Annotated in this window: 17 protein-coding genes, 1 tRNA gene and 1 other annotated feature; of the genes, 17 read left to right on the plus strand and 1 reads right to left on the minus strand. The window is 36.1% G+C overall.

The features are described 5' to 3' along the window. Window positions 1-68: 68 nt before the first annotated feature. On the minus strand, window positions 69-557 hold the full coding sequence (locus ACTJJ9_RS07080) for a YslB family protein (protein ID WP_440768573.1): 489 nt from the start codon (window positions 555-557) through the stop codon (window positions 69-71). A 381-nt stretch (window positions 558-938) separates the two neighbouring features. On the opposite strand from ACTJJ9_RS07080, the gene ACTJJ9_RS07085 reads away from it, so the two are divergent. From ACTJJ9_RS07085 to leuD, 17 genes are all read left to right on the plus strand, one after another. Then, on the plus strand, window positions 939-1,547 hold the full coding sequence (locus ACTJJ9_RS07085) for a succinate dehydrogenase cytochrome b558 subunit (RefSeq protein ID WP_440768574.1): 609 nt from the start codon (window positions 939-941) through the stop codon (window positions 1,545-1,547). A 42-nt stretch (window positions 1,548-1,589) separates the two neighbouring features. Beyond that, window positions 1,590-3,353, plus strand: coding sequence for a succinate dehydrogenase flavoprotein subunit (gene sdhA, locus ACTJJ9_RS07090; RefSeq protein ID WP_440768575.1), 1,764 nt, complete (start codon window positions 1,590-1,592; stop codon window positions 3,351-3,353). Then, window positions 3,353-4,114, plus strand: coding sequence for a succinate dehydrogenase iron-sulfur subunit (gene sdhB / locus ACTJJ9_RS07095; RefSeq protein WP_095300602.1), 762 nt, complete (start codon window positions 3,353-3,355; stop codon window positions 4,112-4,114). The genes sdhA and sdhB overlap by 1 nt, the downstream gene beginning before the upstream one ends. A gap of 412 nt (window positions 4,115-4,526) precedes the next feature. Then, window positions 4,527-4,751 carry a spore germination transcription factor GerE gene (gene gerE / locus ACTJJ9_RS07100; protein WP_003184172.1) on the plus strand — a complete coding sequence of 75 codons (225 nt, stop codon included), beginning with the start codon at window positions 4,527-4,529 and terminating at the stop codon, window positions 4,749-4,751. Between the two features lie 513 nt (window positions 4,752-5,264). Next, entirely contained in the window at window positions 5,265-5,717 is a 453-nt protein-coding gene (locus ACTJJ9_RS07105; RefSeq protein WP_233452127.1) for a MarR family winged helix-turn-helix transcriptional regulator, read from the plus strand. Between the two features lie 9 nt (window positions 5,718-5,726). After that, window positions 5,727-6,551, plus strand: coding sequence for a glutamate racemase (racE, locus tag ACTJJ9_RS07110; RefSeq protein WP_440768576.1), 825 nt, complete (start codon window positions 5,727-5,729; stop codon window positions 6,549-6,551). Between the two features lie 228 nt (window positions 6,552-6,779). Then, window positions 6,780-7,847: a GerMN domain-containing protein gene (locus ACTJJ9_RS07115; RefSeq protein ID WP_440768577.1), complete on the plus strand. Its 1,068-nt coding sequence runs from the start codon at window positions 6,780-6,782 to the stop codon at window positions 7,845-7,847. A gap of 161 nt (window positions 7,848-8,008) precedes the next feature. After that, window positions 8,009-8,761 carry a ribonuclease PH gene (gene rph / locus ACTJJ9_RS07120; RefSeq protein WP_145582188.1) on the plus strand — a complete coding sequence of 251 codons (753 nt, stop codon included), beginning with the start codon at window positions 8,009-8,011 and terminating at the stop codon, window positions 8,759-8,761. A gap of 9 nt (window positions 8,762-8,770) precedes the next feature. Beyond that, a complete protein-coding gene (locus ACTJJ9_RS07125; RefSeq protein WP_145582187.1) occupies window positions 8,771-9,358 on the plus strand; it encodes an XTP/dITP diphosphatase in 588 nt (195 codons plus the stop codon). Between the two features lie 20 nt (window positions 9,359-9,378). After that, on the plus strand, window positions 9,379-9,888 hold the full coding sequence (locus tag ACTJJ9_RS07130) for a metallophosphoesterase family protein (RefSeq protein ID WP_095300597.1): 510 nt from the start codon (window positions 9,379-9,381) through the stop codon (window positions 9,886-9,888). 160 nt (window positions 9,889-10,048) lie between these two features. Then, window positions 10,049-10,125 (plus strand) — tRNA-Arg (locus ACTJJ9_RS07135). An 852-nt stretch (window positions 10,126-10,977) separates the two neighbouring features. After that, window positions 10,978-11,233 (plus strand) — a binding site (T-box leader). 109 nt (window positions 11,234-11,342) lie between these two features. Beyond that, window positions 11,343-13,064, plus strand: coding sequence for an acetolactate synthase large subunit (gene ilvB / locus ACTJJ9_RS07140; protein WP_095300596.1), 1,722 nt, complete (start codon window positions 11,343-11,345; stop codon window positions 13,062-13,064). Then, on the plus strand, window positions 13,061-13,576 hold the full coding sequence (gene ilvN / locus ACTJJ9_RS07145) for an acetolactate synthase small subunit (protein ID WP_145582186.1): 516 nt from the start codon (window positions 13,061-13,063) through the stop codon (window positions 13,574-13,576). The genes ilvB and ilvN overlap by 4 nt, the downstream gene beginning before the upstream one ends. A gap of 90 nt (window positions 13,577-13,666) precedes the next feature. Then, window positions 13,667-14,689, plus strand: a complete 1,023-nt coding sequence (ilvC, locus tag ACTJJ9_RS07150) for a ketol-acid reductoisomerase (protein WP_095300594.1) — start codon at window positions 13,667-13,669, stop codon at window positions 14,687-14,689. A gap of 170 nt (window positions 14,690-14,859) precedes the next feature. Then, the gene (gene leuB, locus ACTJJ9_RS07155) at window positions 14,860-15,969 is read left to right on the plus strand and encodes a 3-isopropylmalate dehydrogenase (RefSeq protein WP_145582185.1); all 1,110 of its coding nucleotides are present in this window, start codon (window positions 14,860-14,862) and stop codon (window positions 15,967-15,969) included. A gap of 185 nt (window positions 15,970-16,154) precedes the next feature. Further along, a complete protein-coding gene (gene leuC, locus ACTJJ9_RS07160; protein WP_440768578.1) occupies window positions 16,155-17,582 on the plus strand; it encodes a 3-isopropylmalate dehydratase large subunit in 1,428 nt (475 codons plus the stop codon). Between the two features lie 191 nt (window positions 17,583-17,773). Continuing rightward, window positions 17,774-18,370 carry a 3-isopropylmalate dehydratase small subunit gene (gene leuD, locus ACTJJ9_RS07165; protein WP_412964090.1) on the plus strand — a complete coding sequence of 199 codons (597 nt, stop codon included), beginning with the start codon at window positions 17,774-17,776 and terminating at the stop codon, window positions 18,368-18,370. Window positions 18,371-18,464 lie beyond the last annotated feature (94 nt).

The following is an 18,464-nucleotide window of genomic DNA, read 5'->3' on the forward strand; positions in this document are numbered from 1 at the left end:
TATGTAAGAATAGAGCAAATGTACTATTGTCATTAAAATAAAGTTCTTTTTACTACTATCTATTTTCGTCATTTTCGTTCAGAACGTTTTCCGACAATTGGCGCTGATTCAATCTTATCTTTATGATCCCATTTAGCAGTAAAAATGACTTTTTTAGCACGCTTTTTGATTTGCTCATGAGTTTCGGTAATATAGCTATTAATTGTTTGAAGTTGCTCGGCTATAAATCCAGCTTCCAATTGGAAACTGCAATCATTATCTTTGCCTAAACGTAATGAAATGAGATCACCACTAAGCTCCAACTCCATTTCGTTTTTGTTTAGACTTAATACAGTTAAATTTCCCCAGCCGGCATTTTCAAAGAAAGATATCATTTCTTCTGTTGAGCTAAGCGGATATTTTCTTGCTAGTTCCTTCCCTGCCCAATAAAGCATATTGGAGTAGTCCTTACCTAAAATAGTTGGTATTAAGACTTCTCGGATTAGTTCATATCCAAAGGCAGGCGTCTGTAATTCTTTTAATTCTTCGTTTGTCAATTGTATGGATTGTTTATTCACGGTATTCCCCTCTTTCTATCGTTTATTATATAACAAGAACGATTATGAAAAACATGTAATATTAACTAAAATTGAAATAAACCTTATGATCTTTTAAATATACTGATAAAATAAATTTAAAGTAATTTCCGACTTATCGAAAAATTATAATTTATGTACGCGTTTTCTTGACGCTGTTCTTTTATGGGAGTAAAATGAATTTGTCACATTTAACTTGTAAAAGTTGTTGTAACAAAAATTTTTATGACCTGTAAAACCCATTTATATTTCCATATATTCATAGAATAAAGTTTTAATTTTTATTTGGAAAAAATTTGGGCTAATAAAAGAAATTAGTGAATCAAAAAGCGGGTGTATTATTGAAACTAGGGGGTATGTTTAATGGCTGGAAACAAAGAGTTTGTAAATCGAAGACTGCACTCTTTATTAGGCGTCATTCCTGTAGGGCTGTTTTTAGTTCAGCATCTTGTTGTCAATCACTTTGCTACAAGAGGTGCTGAAGCATTTAACAAGGCAGCACATTTTATGGAAATGCTACCATTCAGGTATGCGTTGGAAATTTTTATTATTTTCCTTCCACTTTTATACCATGCAATTTATGGTGTTTATATTGCATTTACTGCAAAAAACAATGTAACGAACTATGGCTACTTAAGAAATTGGCTATTTTTGCTTCAACGTGTTTCAGGAATTATCACTTTTATTTTTATTGCTTGGCACGTTTGGGAAACGAGAATAGCTGCAGCATTTGGACAAGAAGTGAACTATGATATGATGGCTTCTATTTTAAGTAGTCCTATTATGCTAGTATTCTATTTAGTTGGTGTTATATCTACAATTTTCCATTTTTCTAATGGATTATGGTCATTTGCAGTAAGCTGGGGAATTACAGTTACTCCTCGCTCACAACAGATTTCCACATATGTAACGCTTGCAATATTTTTAGCGCTTTCAATTGTAGGTGTTCGAGCAATCTTTGCATTCGTCTAATCGAGATCTTATCAATAGAAGCGATTAAAAGGAGTGGGGTTAATGAGTAAAAATAAGATTATTGTTGTCGGTGGCGGACTAGCTGGTTTAATGGCGACAATGAAGGCAGCAGAAGCTGGCGTTCAAGTAGATTTGTTTTCATTAGTACCAGTGAAACGTTCTCACTCTGTATGTGCACAGGGTGGAATAAATGGTGCTGTTAATACAAAAGGGGAAGGAGACTCTCCTTGGGAACATTTTGATGACACTGTTTATGGAGGAGACTTCCTAGCAAATCAGCCTCCTGTAAAGGCTTTAGCAGAGGCGGCACCATCTATCATACACTTATTTGACCGAATGGGTGTAATGTTTAACAGGACGCCTGAAGGATTATTAGACTTTAGACGTTTTGGAGGTACGCAATACCACAGAACAGCATTTGCAGGAGCTACGACTGGACAGCAGTTATTATATGCATTAGATGAACAAGTTCGCCGACATGAAGTTGCTGGACTTGTCACGAAATATGAAGGTTGGGAATTTTTAGGTGTAGTCCTTGATGACGATGGTGTCTGCCGCGGTATTACAGCACAAAACCTAACAACAATGCAGATTGAATCTTTCCGCTCAGATGCTGTTATTATGGCAACTGGTGGTCCTGGTATTATTTTTGGTAAATCAACAAACTCGATTATTAATACAGGTTCTGCTGCATCGATTGTCTATCAACAAGGTGTTACATATGCGAATGGTGAATTTATTCAAATTCATCCAACGGCAATCCCAGGTGATGATAAACTTCGTCTTATGAGTGAGTCTGCTCGTGGAGAAGGTGGACGAGTTTGGACATATAAGGACGGGAAACCATGGTATTTCCTTGAAGAAAAATATCCTGCTTACGGTAACCTTGTACCTCGTGACATTGCTACACGTGAAATCTTCGATGTTTGTGTCGAGCAAAAGCTAGGGATTAATGGGGAAAACATGGTATACCTTGATTTGTCACATAAGGATCCGAAAGAGCTTGATATAAAACTAGGTGGAATAATCGAAATCTATGAAAAATTCATGGGTGAGGATCCGCGTAAAGTACCTATGAAAATTTTCCCTGCTGTTCATTATTCAATGGGAGGACTTTGGATTGATTACGATCAAATGACAAATATCCCTGGATTGTTTGCTGCTGGTGAATGTGATTACTCAATGCACGGTGCGAATCGATTAGGAGCTAATTCGTTGTTATCAGCTGTTTACGGTGGTATGGTTGCAGGACCTAATGCTGTGAAATATATAAGTGGACTTGAAAACAGTGCAGAGGATTTATCATCTACCTTATATGATGGATATGTGAAGAAAGAAGAAGAGAAATGGAATCATATTATGGGACTAGATGGTAATGAAAATGCTTATGTCCTTCACAAGGAATTAGGAGAATGGATGACTGACAATGTAACAGTTGTTCGATACAATGATAAGCTATTAAAAACAGATGAAAAAATTCAAGAGCTGTTAGAAAGATATGAAAATATTAATATTAATGATACAGCTAAGTGGAGTAACCAAGGTGCTACATTTACACGTCAATTAAAAAATATGTTGCATTTAGCTCGGGTTATTACATTAGGAGCTTACAATCGTAATGAAAGCCGTGGAGCTCATTATAAACCTGAATTCCCAGAACGTAATGATGAGGACTTCTTAAAAACAACAATGGCTTCATTTACTGGTGAGGATTCTGCACCTAAGTTTGACTACGAAGATGTAGATGTATCATTAATTAAGCCACGTAAACGTGATTATTCAAAAAGCAAAAAGGGGGATAACTAATGAGCGAGAGAAAAGTAGTTCAATTTATTATTACCCGCCAAGATTCACCGGACGCTGCCCCTTACGAGGAAAAATTTGAAGTACCGTATCGTCCTAATATGAATGTTATTTCTGCACTTATGGAAATTCGCCGTAATCCTGTAAATGCAGATGGCAAAAAAACGACACCTGTAAACTGGGATATGAATTGTTTAGAGGAAGTATGTGGCGCTTGTTCAATGGTCATCAATGGGAAGCCTCGTCAATCATGTTCAGCACTGGTTGATAAGCTTGAACAACCAATTAGACTTGAGCCAATGAGAACATTTCCAGTTGTACGTGATTTACAAGTAGACCGTAAGCGTATGTTCGATTCATTGAAAAAGGTTAAAGCATGGATTCCTGTAGATGGTACGTATGATTTAGGCCCTGGACCAAGAATGCCTGAGAAAAAACGTCAATGGGCATATGAATTATCAAAATGTATGACATGTGGTGTATGCTTAGAGGCTTGTCCGAATGTGAACAGTAAATCTAATTTTATTGGTCCAGCTCCATTATCACAGGTTCGCTTATTTAATGCCCATCCAACTGGAGCAATGAATAAATCAGAGCGTCTTGAAGCAATTATGGGTGATGGTGGATTAGCAAACTGTGGTAATTCCCAAAACTGCGTACAATCTTGTCCAAAAGGAATTCCATTAACAACTTCGATTGCAGCATTAAATCGTGATACTGCGATTCAATCATTCCGGAATTTTTTTGGTAGTGACCAAGTCTAAAGGATTTTGAAACAACAAAATAATCGGTTCCTTATTAAGGTGAATTTTATTGCTTCAACTCTTTAACCACTCAATTATGGGTGGTTTTTTTTCGTTATTAAATGAACAATCTAAAAGGTTTTACATATTTTAAAAATAGGTTCAAAAGGTGAAAATATAGATTTTTATACATTGCTTAGTTTTCGTCTTTTGGTCAATATAACGTTTAAAATGAGAGAGTTTTAATTATTTGGGGATTAGCAAATATAGAATTATGCATTCGTATTTCTAAACGATAAAAATGGACGTAGTAAATACACCTTTTCCAAAGCATTTCAGTCACAGTAAGCAATTGAAGCACATAATATATGTTGACTAAATATATACCCATCCGTTAGATCAGCTCTCACCTTAGCAAGGAGGGTTACAATACTTGAAAGAGAAAGAGTTTCAATCAAAGCCATTACTCACGAAAAGAGAGAGAGAAGTTTTCGAATTGTTAGTTCAAGATAAGACAACAAAGGAAATAGCTAGCGAGCTCTTCATTAGTGAAAAAACAGTTCGGAATCACATCTCGAATGCGATGCAAAAGCTTGGTGTAAAGGGACGTTCTCAAGCGGTTGTCGAGCTCCTTCGAATGGGTGAACTAGAGCTCTAACCTATACCGGCTAACCTTTTATAGGTTTGCCGGTTATTATTTTATTTGTAATCGATATTATTTATTTCTACTGAAATTTAAAGATGGTTGTCGTATAATTGTTGCTTGAAAATTTCTTATACAAATAATCAGGTTGATTTTGTTGAGGGGGTTGTTCATACGATAGGGCCAGTTTACTTTCTACATGTTGCACTGAAAACAAGCTTGAACTTCCACTTGATTTCAAAAGACGATGTTAATGTCTATCGTTCATAATTGTGTATTTGTTGTTTGGAAGATATGAGACTCCTGTTTAGAGAAGCGTGACAAAGGGAGACCCCACAGGCGTTTGTGCTTAAGCAGCACGGATCGCTTGAGGAAAGCAAATGGCTGCAAGAGGAAATTAACAACGGTTTTTATGGTCTTTCAAATAAAACAAACTTGCATTTTTTAATTAAAACATGGAAAATTGAAGTGATATGTACATAACCATTATGAGGATGCATATCAGTACTAAATTAGTGAGGGTAAAAAGTGAAAAGTAGACAAGAATTAATAAATGATAAGACAGTTGCGGATCTCGAAAAGGCACTCCGACATATTTCCAGTATACTAAGACAAAAGGGTCGTTGTATACTGAGTGATTATGGTATTACTCCTCCTCAATTTGTTGCGTTGCAATGGTTATGGGAATATGGTGACTTAACAATTGGTGAACTTTCGAATAAAATATATTTGGCATGCAGCACAACAACAGATTTAGTTGACAGAATGGAAAAAAATCAGTTAGTGATGCGAGTGAAAGACCCAAAAGATCGAAGAGTTGTACGAATTCATTTATTAAAAGAAGGCGAACGTATTATTGAAGAAGTTATCGAAAAACGCCAAAAATACTTACGAGATATGCTTGTTAATTTTGAAAAGGATGAATTAGAAGTCCTTGAAAAATCGTTGATCAAGTTACAACATGAAATGAGAGAAGAATGAGGCGATTATTTGAAAAGTCCAATCGGAGTTATTGATTCTGGTGTCGGCGGTTTAACTGTCGCAAAAGAGATCATGAGACAATTACCAAAAGAAGAAATTATATATTTAGGGGATACAGCACGTTGTCCATATGGCCCAAGACCTGCTGAAGAGGTTCGACGTTTTACATGGGAAATGACTAATTATTTGCTTGATAACCATCATATTAAAATGCTAGTCATTGCTTGTAATACTGCAACAGCTATCGCATTGCAGGAAATACAAGAAACAATAAATATCCCTGTAATCGGGGTGATTTTTCCTGGTGCTCGAACTGCTGTAAAAGTCACTAAAAATGACCAAATAGGTGTAATCGGGACAATCAATACAATAAAAAGTGCTGCATATGAAACGGCGCTTAAAACATTAAATAACACGCTGAAAATTGAAAGTTTAGCATGTCCAAAATTTGTCCCTCTAGTTGAAAGTGGAAATTACGAAGGTGAGCATGCAAGGCTAATTGTTGAGGATTCTTTGGCTCCATTTAAGAATTCCAATATTGACACGTTAATCTTAGGTTGTACACATTATCCTATTTTACAGCCGCAAATTGAGGAGTATATGGGACAAGCTGTTCAAATTATTTGTTCTGGTGATGAAACGGCAAGAGAGGTCAGCACGATTCTGTCCTTTAAAAAAGCGCTAAACCAAACACCTGGTGAAAAAAATCATTTATTTTTAACAACCGGTTCCAAACAGTTATTTGAAAAAATTGCTTCAAAATGGTTTGAACACCCTATCGAAAACGTGAAGTCTATTTCACTTGAAAATGTTGAAAATATTCATTTATCATAAGGAACCATCTATGAAGGAGTCTATCTTCTTTTTGCGATTTATAGAAAAATTCACTTTGATCTATAACGCGTATAAAGTAAGATAGACTTTTTTGTTCCTATCAGTTAGTTTCATTGTGTAAAAAAACATCCCTTTAAAGCTTTAGCAGAGAATTTGTACAAAAAAGCGGTCTAAAACAAATTATAGCTCGTATACATTATAGTACAAACTGCCTTTGGAGGGATTTGAATGTCAAAATACAACAAACAGATTGCAATCACTGTCATTGCATCATCTATGCTGCTCTCAGGCTGTAGTTTATTTGATGCAGAAAAAGCTACAAAGGAAATCGATCCACCACAGGATGTAACAATTACAGAGGATGTAAATCAAAAAGGTGAAGGAAAGGTTGAAGACGTTGCTGGAGAAGAAGCAGAAAAAAATGTAACAAATCAATTATATTTAATTGATAAAAATGGATTTGTTGTTCCTTACACAATGAACCTGCCTGAAACAAAAAGTGTTGCAAAACAAGCTTTAGAATATTTAGTTGACGGTGGTCCAATTTCAAGCATGCTGCCGAATGGGTTTAGAGCCGTTCTTCCTGAAGGTACAGAAGTATTGGGTGTTGATATTAAAGACGGAGTAGCTGTTGCAGACTTCTCAAAAGAATTTAGTACGTATAATAAAGAAGATGAAGAGAAGATTTTACAGGCTATTACTTGGACATTAACACAGTTTGACTCTGTTGAAAAAGTGAAAATTTGGGTAAATGGACATGAACAGAAGGAAATGCCTGTAAATGGGACTCCAATCCAAGATGGAATTGGAAGGGAGTATGGAATTAACCATGATTCCTCTGATGTTGTCGATTTGACTAATACGCATCCTGTTACCGTTTATTACAGTGCTGAAACAGATGGACAAGAATATTTTGTTCCGGTTACAAAAAGGGTAAGTAACACAGAAACGGACAAAATTGTTTCAGCCGTTGAAGAGTTAGTAGAGGGTCCAGCGTTAGAGACAGGATTATTAAGTGAGTTTCAAAATGGTGTGGAGCTTATAAGCGCTCCTAAATATGAGGATGGAAAAGTTACCTTGGATTTCAATGAGGCAATTTACGGAAGCTTTGACGAAGAACAGAAAATCATTTCATCTCAAGTGTTACAATCACTTGTCTTAACCTTAACAGAGCAAGAAGGTATTGAAAGTGTAGCTATTACTGTAAATGGTAAAGCTGAGTTAATGGATGAAAATGGTGAAAAGCTAACAGAGGATGTCACTAGACCTACAAATGTAAACACAGGTAGTTTTTAATATTTAATTTTTGTTATACTATATGATAGTTAGAGGTAAGCTTTTAAAGCTGCCTCTTTCTTCATTTAGTGTGGATTCGAAAATAATGTGGAAACCATACTAGCTGAAAAACTTTTTTGTTTACATATAGAGATGATGATAAATGGAGGACTGTAGAAATAATGAGACATGATGGGCGAAAAGCAAATGAATTAAGAAAAGTTGAGATTGTAACAGATTTTATCATACACCCTGAAGGCTCCGTATTTATCACAGTAGGAAATACGAAGGTTATTTGTAATGCAACGATTGAAGACAGAGTTCCACCTTTTATGCGTGGTGAAGGAAAAGGTTGGATTACAGCCGAATATTCGATGCTACCAAGAGCAACTGAACAGAGAACAATTAGAGAGTCTTCTAAAGGGAAAATAAGTGGTCGAACAATGGAAATTCAACGATTAATCGGCAGAGCGTTACGAGCAGTTGTTGATTTAAAGGCATTAGGAGAACGAACAATATGGATTGATTGTGATGTTATTCAAGCTGATGGCGGAACAAGAACGGCTTCGATAACAGGAGCGTTTGTAGCAATGACTTTGGCACTTGGAAAGTTATTGGAACAAGGAAAACTTAAAACTCTGCCGATAACAGATTTTCTTGCTGCGGTATCTGTTGGGGTTGACACAGAGCATAAAGAGATACTAGATTTAAATTATATAGAGGATTCTTCTGCACAAGTCGATATGAATGTCATAATGACATCAAAAGGTCAGCTTGTTGAACTTCAAGGAACAGGGGAAGAAGCAACGTTTTCAAGAACGCAATTAAATCAGCTTATTGATTTAGCGGAACAGGGAATATACTCCTTGATTGAATATCAAAGAGAAGCGCTTGGGGATTTATCTTTAATCGTAGATGAAAATTTAAAAAAGTAGGTTGATTTTGTGAAGGAAATTATTATAGCAACGAAGAATAAAGGGAAGGTTAAAGAATTTGAAGCATTGCTTACTCCTCTAGGGTATATCGTTCGTTCTTTATTGGATTATCCAAATGCGATCGATGTTGAGGAAACAGGTACTACATTTGAGGAAAATGCAATACTTAAAGCCGATGCGATTGCAAATACATATCAGAAATTAACGATTGCTGATGATTCAGGGCTAGCTGTTGATTATTTAGATGGAAAACCTGGAGTTTATTCTGCGAGATACGCAGGTCCAGAAAAGGATGATATTGCGAATATTAATAAAGTATTGAAGCAGTTAGAAAATGTTGAAAAATTAGAAGAACGTTCGGCAAGATTTGTATGTGCCCTTGCGCTATCTATACCAGGTGAAAAAACAAAAACTGTTGTTGGAACCTGTGAGGGATATATCTCAATGATGCCAATAGGTGAAAACGGCTTCGGCTATGATCCGATTTTTATTGTCAAAGGAAAAGAAAAAACAATGGCATGTTTAACAAGTGAAGAAAAAAATGAAATTAGTCATCGAGCGAAGGCTTTGGAGAAACTGAAAGAGCTTATTTATTAATTTATAGGGCGGCGCATAAGATGAAAGTACTTATCATGAGTGATAGTCATGGACTAACAAAAGAAATTGAAGAAATTAAAAATCGTCACAAAGATGAAGTTTCATTGATGCTACATTGTGGAGATTCTGAATTATCACATGAAAGTCTTGAGTTAGCATCATTAACAGTGGTAAAAGGGAACTGTGATTTCGGTGCAGATTTTCCGAATGATGTGATTTGTGATATTAATGGTTCAACATTATATTTAACACACGGTCATTTATATCAGGTGAAATCAACTTTATTAAATTTGAAGTATCGAGCATTAGAAGTTGGTGCACGATTCGTTTGCTATGGTCATTCACATATTGCGAATGCTGAAATGATCGATGGAATGATATTTATTAACCCTGGAAGTATTCGTTTACCAGTACTGCGCAGACAGAAAACTTATGCTATACTAGAAGTGGAAAATTCAATTGCAAATGTAACATTTTTTGAAGTGAATGGAACTATTGTTGAGGATTTATCACAACAATTTTCACTGTAAAGTTAATATGGAGGGGAGATTTCCCCTTTTTAAAAAAATGAAAAAAAGTTTTGAAAATAATGTTGACTTTTATTCTATAAGCAAATATAATAATAAATGTCGCTGGTGATACACAGTACATAAGGGAAAACACCTTAAGAACATTATTCATTATAAACATGTCCCAGTAGCTCAGCTGGATAGAGCAACGGCCTTCTAAGCCGTCGGTCGGGAGTTCGAATCTCTCCTGGGACGCCATAATAATACATATTCAAAACCTATCATATTAAATGTGATAGGTTTTTTTATTTTTAAGATATGTCAAAGCCTATCATTGATTTCTTAGCACTATGTTATTGAAGAATACGTAGGATTCTTGTTTAGAGAAGTTTGTTAGAGGATTTAACGCCATGGAGCAGCGTTCCAGACCTTCTACAGAAAAAGAACGCTACAAGAGGAAATAAACAACCAAGATTAACATCGCCACCTCTTCAAGAAATTTAAGGAAACTTTTGTAATGATAGTTGTTATGGTAAGAAACAATTAATTTTTAAGAATCTAAGTCGTCTAATGGAAATATTCCCTCTAAGAAATCTAAGTCTCTATGCAATTCTCCTTTCGTGACACCTGTACCGAGTATAATAAACTCTCAAATCGATTTTAGTTGAGTATAACGTGTCTATTCAAGCCTTCTATATAATTGCTATAAAAATGAAAAAAACTTGTGAGAAGATCTTCCAACTTTCTATGAAGATAATCTAGATGTGTGTAAGATAACGATAAAGATTGTTAGTTAATTGTAAACCTATGTTTCATGATAACTTTACAAAACAGATGATGGACATCTGTTTATTTTTAGATTTTTCCAAAAAAAATTTTAATAAAAACATCTCAATAATATCAATAATGTAAGCGGATTCAAGGTTCCTAATAAATCTAAATAATCAAACAATTCTTAAAAAACACTGTTGACACTTTAATTTCTAGAGCGTAATATAAGTTCAAATAAAAGTTACAAGAACATTAGAAAAAGGAATAAAATTCTCTAAATTCACACAATTATTTTATGAAGCGATTAGTTGTTTTTGTTGGAAACTAAATGGAAATATTGTTAAAACGGTGAAGAGGATAAGTAATCTTTGGTAAAGTATCTACAGAGAACCGGGGTAGCTGGAAGCCGGTGATGCTCCCGAACGATGAACTCGCCTCTGAGTGTTAATCTGAAATATAAGTAGGATTAACCGAGTCCCATTTCTTCGGTACTCGTTATCAAAGTGAGCAGATAATCTGCTCGTAAGGTGGTCATAATCTGACCATGAAGAAGGGTGGTACCGCGAAAAAGTTTATTAACCTTTTTGCCCCTTTGGCACACAAATTGATGTGGAGTCTTATGAGGGGTGGGAAGGTTTTTTATATGCTGTTTTAACTAAAGTTTAAGTGAATGAATCCATATTAAATTAAAGGGAGGAAAGAGTATGAGTACAAATGTACAGTTGAATAGCTCAACAGCCAAATGTACGAACACTATGTCGGGATCACTTATGCTAATCGAAGCATTGAAGCAGGAAAATGTAGAAGTCATATTCGGTTACCCAGGTGGAGCTGTATTGCCAATTTACGATAGCTTATATGATTCAGGGATGTTTCATGTTCTAGCTCGACATGAACAGGGTGGAATACATGCAGCAGAAGGCTATGCACGTGTTTCCGGTAAACCCGGAGTCGTCATTGCAACATCTGGACCAGGAGCTACAAACCTTGTGACTGGACTAGCGGATGCGATGATTGATTCATTACCACTTGTAGTCTTTACAGGGCAGGTTGCGACAAGTGTCATCGGCTCAGACGCTTTCCAAGAAGCAGATATTTTAGGAATTACAACACCGATAACAAAGCATAATTACCAGGTACGTAATGTAAACGAGCTTCCTAGAATTATTAAAGAAGCATTTCACATTGCAACAACTGGTAGACCAGGTCCTGTATTAATTGATATACCAAAGGATATCTCTTTAAATGAAGGAGAATTCAATTATGATATCAAGGTGAATTTACCTGGTTATCAGCCAACAAGTGAACCAAATTATTTACAAATAAGAAAATTAGTTGAGGCTGTAAGCAGTGCGAAAAAACCCGTTATTTTAGCTGGTGCTGGAGTTATCCACGGGAGAGCTTCAGAACAGTTATTAACATATGCTACCCAACAGCAAATTCCAGTTGTTAACACATTATTAGGATTAGGTGGATTTCCATCTGATAACCCGTTATTTTTAGGAATGGGTGGAATGCACGGAACATATGCAGCCAATATGGCGCTATATGACTGTGACTTATTAATTAATATCGGTGCAAGATTTGATGACCGTTTGACTATGAATTTAAACCATTTTGCTAAAAAAGCGGTTGTAGCCCATATTGATATCGATCCTGCTGAAATTGGGAAAAATGTTCCAACGCAAATTCCAATTGTTGGCGATGCGAAGAACGTATTAGAGCAATTAATTAAACAGGATGGAAAACAAGGTGACCATAGTGAGTGGAATACAAAATTGGCTAATGATAAAAAAGAGTTTCCACTCGTATACAAGGATAGTGACAAGGAATTAAAGCCTCAGAAGGTTTTAGAGTTAATTCATAAGTATACAAATGGTGAGGCGATCGTAACGACAGACGTTGGTCAGCACCAAATGTGGTCAGCGCAGTACTATAATTTTAATAAGCCTAATAAATGGGTAACATCTGGTGGATTAGGAACAATGGGCTTTGGACTTCCAGCAGCAATCGGAGCACAATTAGCCGATCGAAAATCAACTGTTGTTGCAGTATTAGGTGACGGTGGTTTTCAAATGACGCTTCAAGAGCTTGGTGTTATTCACGAGCTAAATTTACCAATTAAGATTGTTATCTTGAATAATGGATCACTTGGAATGGTAAGACAATGGCAGGAGCTATTCCATGGTGAACGTTATTCACATTCTAAATTTGTGACTCAGCCAGATTTCATTAAATTGTCTGAAGCGTATAGTATCGAAAGCATCCGGATTGAAAATAGTGAAGGTTGGGAAGAAGCACTAAAGAAAGCTATCACTTCTGACGGACCAGTACTTTTAGATATTCATGTAAGTAAGGATGAGAATGTATATCCGATGGTTGCTACTGGTAAAGGGCTCCATGAAATGGTAGGTGTTAAACTATGAAACGAATCATCTCGTTAACTGTTCTCAACCAAGCCGGAGTTTTAAATCGTATTACTGGATTATTTTCGAAAAAGCACTTCAATATCGAAAGTATTACGGTTGGACACTCTGAGACAGAAGGCATTTCACGGATGACGCTTGTGGTAAATGTGCAAGAGGAAAATGAAATTGAACAGATAACAAAGCAATTAAATAAACAAATTGATGTATTAAAAGTAGTAGATATAACATCACAGTCAATTGTAACAAGAGAGCTTGCGTTAATTAAAGTGATGTCAACGCCTGCTACACGGATGGAAATCCAAGGATTAATTCAGCCTTTTCGTGCAACTGTAATTGATGTAAGTCGTGAGAGTGTCGTCATTCAAGTAACTGGTGAACCAGAAAAAATCGAGGTTTTAATCGATTTGTTAAAACCATACGGTATTAAGGAAATTGCTCGAACTGGTACTACGGCATTTACACGTGGAATGCAAAGGGCTACAAAGGAAGTCCCTATTTCTATCGTTTGATTAACGAGTAATCTTACCTGTAAAACAGGTTTTAAAGATAAATAGTAATAAACACACTAACAATCATAAAAATTGAGGGAGAGATTATACATGACAAAAGTATATTATAACGGAGACGTTAACGAACAAGCATTACAAGGTAAAAAGATTGCTATCATTGGTTATGGTTCACAAGGCCATGCGCATGCACTAAACTTAAAAGAAAGCGGCTTTGATGTAGTAGTAGGAGTTCGTCAAGGTGGCTCATTCAATAAAGCAGTTGAAGATGGGCATACAGTAGTTTCAGTTGCTGAAGCGGCTGAACTTGGTGATTTAGTTATGGTATTACTTCCAGATGAACAACAAGCGAAAATTTATGAATCTGAAATTAAACCAGGATTAAAAGCTGGAAATTCACTAGTTTTTGCTCATGGATTTAATGTTCACTTCAGCCAAATTGTTCCGCCTGCTGATGTTGATGTATTCCTTGTTGCACCAAAAGGTCCAGGACATTTAGTAAGAAGAACATATGAAGAAGGTGCTGGTGTTCCTGCATTATTTGCAATCTACCAAGATGTTACTGGAGATGCAAAAGAAAAAGCACTTGCATATGCAAAAGGAATTGGTTCAGCACGTGCTGGAGTATTAGAAACAACATTTAAAGAAGAAACTGAGACTGATCTTTTCGGTGAGCAAGCAGTTCTTTGTGGCGGTTTAACTTCTTTAGTAAAAGCTGGTTTCGAAACTTTAGTTGAAGCAGGCTACCAACCAGAAGTTGCGTATTTTGAATGTTTACATGAATTAAAATTAATTGTTGACTTAATGTATGAAGATGGTATGGCTGGCATGAGATATTCAATTTCTGATACTGCACAATGGGGTGATTTCGTATCAGGACCACGCGTTGTTGACGGGCGTTCTAAAGAAGCGATGAAAGAAGTACTAAAAGATATTCAAACTGGTAAATTTGCTAAGGAATGGATCCTTGAAAACCAAGCAAATCGTCCTCAATTTAATGCAATTAATAACAGTGAAAAAGAGCATCAAATTGAAGTAGTTGGTCAAAAGTTACGTGCAATGATGCCTTTTGTAAAATCTAAGCAAAAACAAAAAGAAGCAGTAGCTCAAAAGTAATTATATTAGTTCATATAATAGAAAGCTATTTATACGGCTTAGGTAGCAAGTTAACCTAAGCTGTTATCTTTATTTTAAGTTATCTTGAAATAATATTTTTGTAATTTGTTGCCCAGAAAGCGAGGAGCATCGCTTTTCTTACGGAAGTTGTAATTCGAGGGGGATAGAATTTGAAAAAGACAATCGCATTATTACCAGGAGATGGAATTGGTAAGGAAGTAGTTGATGTAACGGTTGAGGTGTTAAAAGCTGTAGCGGAACATTTTCAACATCAATTTAACTTTAATTATGGTCTTATTGGTGGAGATGCTATTGACCAAAAAGGAAATCCATTACCAGAGGAAACTCTTGAGATTTGTAGAAACTCAGACGCAATTATATTAGGTGCTGTTGGTGGGCCGAAATGGGACAATAATCCAGTTGAGTTAAGACCAGAACGAGGCTTATTAGCTCTACGAAAAGCATTGGATTTATTTGCGAACCTTCGTCCAATTAAAACCTTTGATAGTTTATTAGATTCTTCTCCTTTAAAAAAGGAATATGTGAACGGCGTAGATTTTATCATTGTCCGTGAATTAACCGGTGGTTTATACTTCGGTAAACCGAGTGAGCGAATTGTTCATGAAGGTCAAGAAGCGGTAGTCGATACACTGCTTTATAAACGAAGTGAAATAGAGCGAATTCTTGTTTCCGCATTCGAGATGGCTCAAAACCGTCGCAAGCATGTTACTTCTGTGGATAAAGCAAATGTATTGGAATCTAGTCGAGTTTGGCGTGAAGTTGCTGAGGAAGTGTCTAAGCGCTATCCAGATGTTGAATTAGAACATATGCTAGTTGATAATGCTGCAATGCAATTAATCCGCTCCCCTAAACAATTTGATGTTATTGTGACAGAGAATATGTTTGGGGATATTTTAAGCGATGAAGCATCAATGATTACGGGATCCTTAGGAATGTTATCTTCTGCTAGCCTTTCTTCAGATGGCTTGCATTTATATGAACCAGTTCACGGTTCAGCTCCTGATATTGCTGGGAAAAATATAGCGAATCCAATAGCTACTGTTTTGTCTGCTGCTATGATGCTTAGACAATCATTCGGTTTAGAAGAAGAAGCAAAGGCAATTGAAAAAGCTGTAGATAATGTTCTTAATTCTGGTCTTCGTACTGCTGATTTAACAGAGGCTGGTAAAGCAGTTTCTACAAAGCGAATCGGTGAGGAAATTATTAGTGCTCTTGCGGATGATCGTGAAATTATTAAGATTATGAACACTTATTCATAAAGTAAGGACATTGTCAAAGAAACGGAGATTGTCCTTTTAAAAGCCAAGTTATTTGATATAGAGAGAAGAAGGGTTTAATTAGAACTTCTTAGCTATCTAAAGTTAATAACTTGTCTTCAAAGGGGACTGACGAAAAATGATGTCAGCCCCTTATTTTTCCATCTAAAAGAAGGGAGTTTAAGAAGATGAAGCCAAGAACGATAATTGAAAAGATATATGATGAACATGTAGTTCGCCAAGAACCGGGGAAACCAGATTTATTATATATCGATTTACATCTTATTCATGAAGTAACATCTCCTCAGGCTTTTGAAGGTTTACGAGAAAAAAACCGTAAAGTAAGAAGACCAGACCGAACATTTGCAACGATGGACCATAACGTCCCTACAGTTAATCGTTTCGTTATTAACGATGAAGTTGCAAAACTTCAAATCAGTGCCCTAGAAAGAAACTGTAAGGAATTTGGAATTCGTTTAGCTGACCTTGAGAGTGAGGACCAAGGAATTGTTCATGTTATTGGACCTGAACTAGGCTTAACTTTGCCTGGAAAAACCATCGTTTGTGGTGATAGCCATACATCAACTCATGGTGCTTTCGGAGCAATTGCCTTTGGTATTGGAACTAGTGAGGTAGAACATGTTTTAGCGACACAAACTATTTGGAGACAGCGTCCAAAAACATTAAATATTCATATTCCAGGTAAACTACAAGAGGGTGTAACAGCCAAAGATGTAATTTTAGCTGTGATTGGAAAATACGGCGTACGATTTGGCACTGGGTATATAATTGAATATACAGGTGAAGTAATCGAAAATTTATCGATGGATGAGCGTATGACGATTTGTAATATGTCCATTGAGGCGGGAGCTAGAGCAGGACTTATTGCCCCAGATGAAACAACATTTGCATATATTAAAGGACGTAAATATGCACCAAAGGGTGAAGAATTCGAAAAAGCAGTAGCATATTGGAAAACGTTAAAAACAGATGAAGGTGCCAAATACGATAAAGTCATAACATTACAAGGTGAGGACATTGCACCGATGGTTACTTGGGGGACGAATCCAGGTATGGCTGTTGGTGTTGATGAGAAAACTCCAGATTTAAATCAATTCCAAACAGAGGATGAAATTGAGGAAGCAAAGCGTGCTTTTGACTATATGGGACTTAAACCTAATACTAACATTGAAGATATTACAATCGACCATGTTTTCATCGGTTCTTGTACAAATTCACGTATTACGGATTTAAGGCAGGCTGCTGAAGTTATCAAAGGATTGAACGGGAAAAAGGTAGCTCCAACAGTACGTGCGATTGTTGTACCTGGGTCTCAAAAAGTTAAAAAGGTAGCGGAAGCAGAAGGAATTGACATGATCTTTAAAGAAGCCGGCTTTGAGTGGAGAGAATCTGGCTGTAGCATGTGCCTTAGTATGAATAGTGATGTCGTACCTGAAGGAGAACGTTGTGCTTCAACTTCAAATAGAAACTTTGAAGGAAGACAGGGAAAAGGAGCTAGAACGCATCTTGTAAGCCCTGCTATGGCAGCAGCTGCAGCTCTACATGGTAAGTTTGTTGATGTTCGCCAGCTTCATAAACGTACTACAACGGTTTAATTCTGTTTTAGGTGCTTTCGTAAAGACTGAATTTTTCAAGTATGGTAGTTTTGAGGAATTACTATTATATAGGACAATACAACAAGAGTACATGTATTGCGACTAAAGTAAGGATGCGTTTCTATACATGTAGTGTAGATCGCGTCCTAACAGATATAAAAGAAATAAATTACGTGAAATAGGAGGGCAATATGAAACCTTTTACTACCCTTAACGGAAAAGTGGCTGTATTAAATCGTGCGAACGTTGATACAGATCAAATTATTCCTAAACAATTTCTAAAACGAATTGAAAAGACAGGCTATGGCCGATTTGCCTTTTTCGATTGGCGATATCTTCCTGATGGTACTGAAAACCCTGAGTTTGAGTTAAATCAAGAAAAAAGTAGGGGCGCAACAATTTTACTAGCGGGTGAAAACTTTGGTTGTGGTTCTTCTCGTGAACATGCACCGTGGGCTTTATCAGATTATGGTTTTCAGGTGATTTTAGCACCATCATTTGCAGATATTTTTCATCAAAATTGCCTAAAAAACGGGATGTTACCAATTACATTGGAGCAATCTGTGTTAGATGTTATTAGAGAAAAAGCAAATGCTGAAGATTATCAATTAAAAGTAGATTTAGAAAATCAACTTCTAACAGATAACGAACAGTTTTCAGTATCATTTTCTGTCGATCCATATTGGAAGGATATGCTATTATATGGCAAAGATGAGATTGATTTAACATTGAATTATCAAAAGGACATTGACAAATTTGAAGAAGAAAGAAGAGCGACATTTTTATAATGTTCAGCTCTTTTTTTATCTCTATTGCAATGAATTTTCAACCTTACTAAACGTAAAACAAATTCTTGTTTAAAAGACAACTTGTGTTCATAAT

This window comes from Metabacillus sp. 22489, assembly GCF_052044855.1.
GTDB lineage: Bacteria > Bacillota > Bacilli > Bacillales > Bacillaceae > Metabacillus > Metabacillus niabensis.

Excerpts from the sequence above, each read along its gene's own strand:
- ACTJJ9_RS07085 (WP_440768574.1), top strand. The coding sequence starts at position 939 with ATGGCTGGAAACAAAGAGTTTGTAAATCGAAGACTGCACTCTTTATTA.
- sdhA (WP_440768575.1), top strand. The coding sequence starts at position 1,590 with ATGAGTAAAAATAAGATTATTGTTGTCGGTGGCGGACTAGCTGGTTTA.
- sdhB (WP_095300602.1), top strand. The coding sequence starts at position 3,353 with ATGAGCGAGAGAAAAGTAGTTCAATTTATTATTACCCGCCAAGATTCA.
- ACTJJ9_RS07115 (WP_440768577.1), top strand. The coding sequence starts at position 6,780 with ATGTCAAAATACAACAAACAGATTGCAATCACTGTCATTGCATCATCT.
- rph (WP_145582188.1), top strand. The coding sequence starts at position 8,009 with ATGAGACATGATGGGCGAAAAGCAAATGAATTAAGAAAAGTTGAGATT.
- ACTJJ9_RS07130 (WP_095300597.1), top strand. The coding sequence starts at position 9,379 with ATGAAAGTACTTATCATGAGTGATAGTCATGGACTAACAAAAGAAATT.
- ilvB (WP_095300596.1), top strand. The coding sequence starts at position 11,343 with ATGAGTACAAATGTACAGTTGAATAGCTCAACAGCCAAATGTACGAAC.
- ilvN (WP_145582186.1), top strand. The coding sequence starts at position 13,061 with ATGAAACGAATCATCTCGTTAACTGTTCTCAACCAAGCCGGAGTTTTA.
- ilvC (WP_095300594.1), top strand. The coding sequence starts at position 13,667 with ATGACAAAAGTATATTATAACGGAGACGTTAACGAACAAGCATTACAA.
- leuC (WP_440768578.1), top strand. The coding sequence starts at position 16,155 with ATGAAGCCAAGAACGATAATTGAAAAGATATATGATGAACATGTAGTT.
- leuD (WP_412964090.1), top strand. The coding sequence starts at position 17,774 with ATGAAACCTTTTACTACCCTTAACGGAAAAGTGGCTGTATTAAATCGT.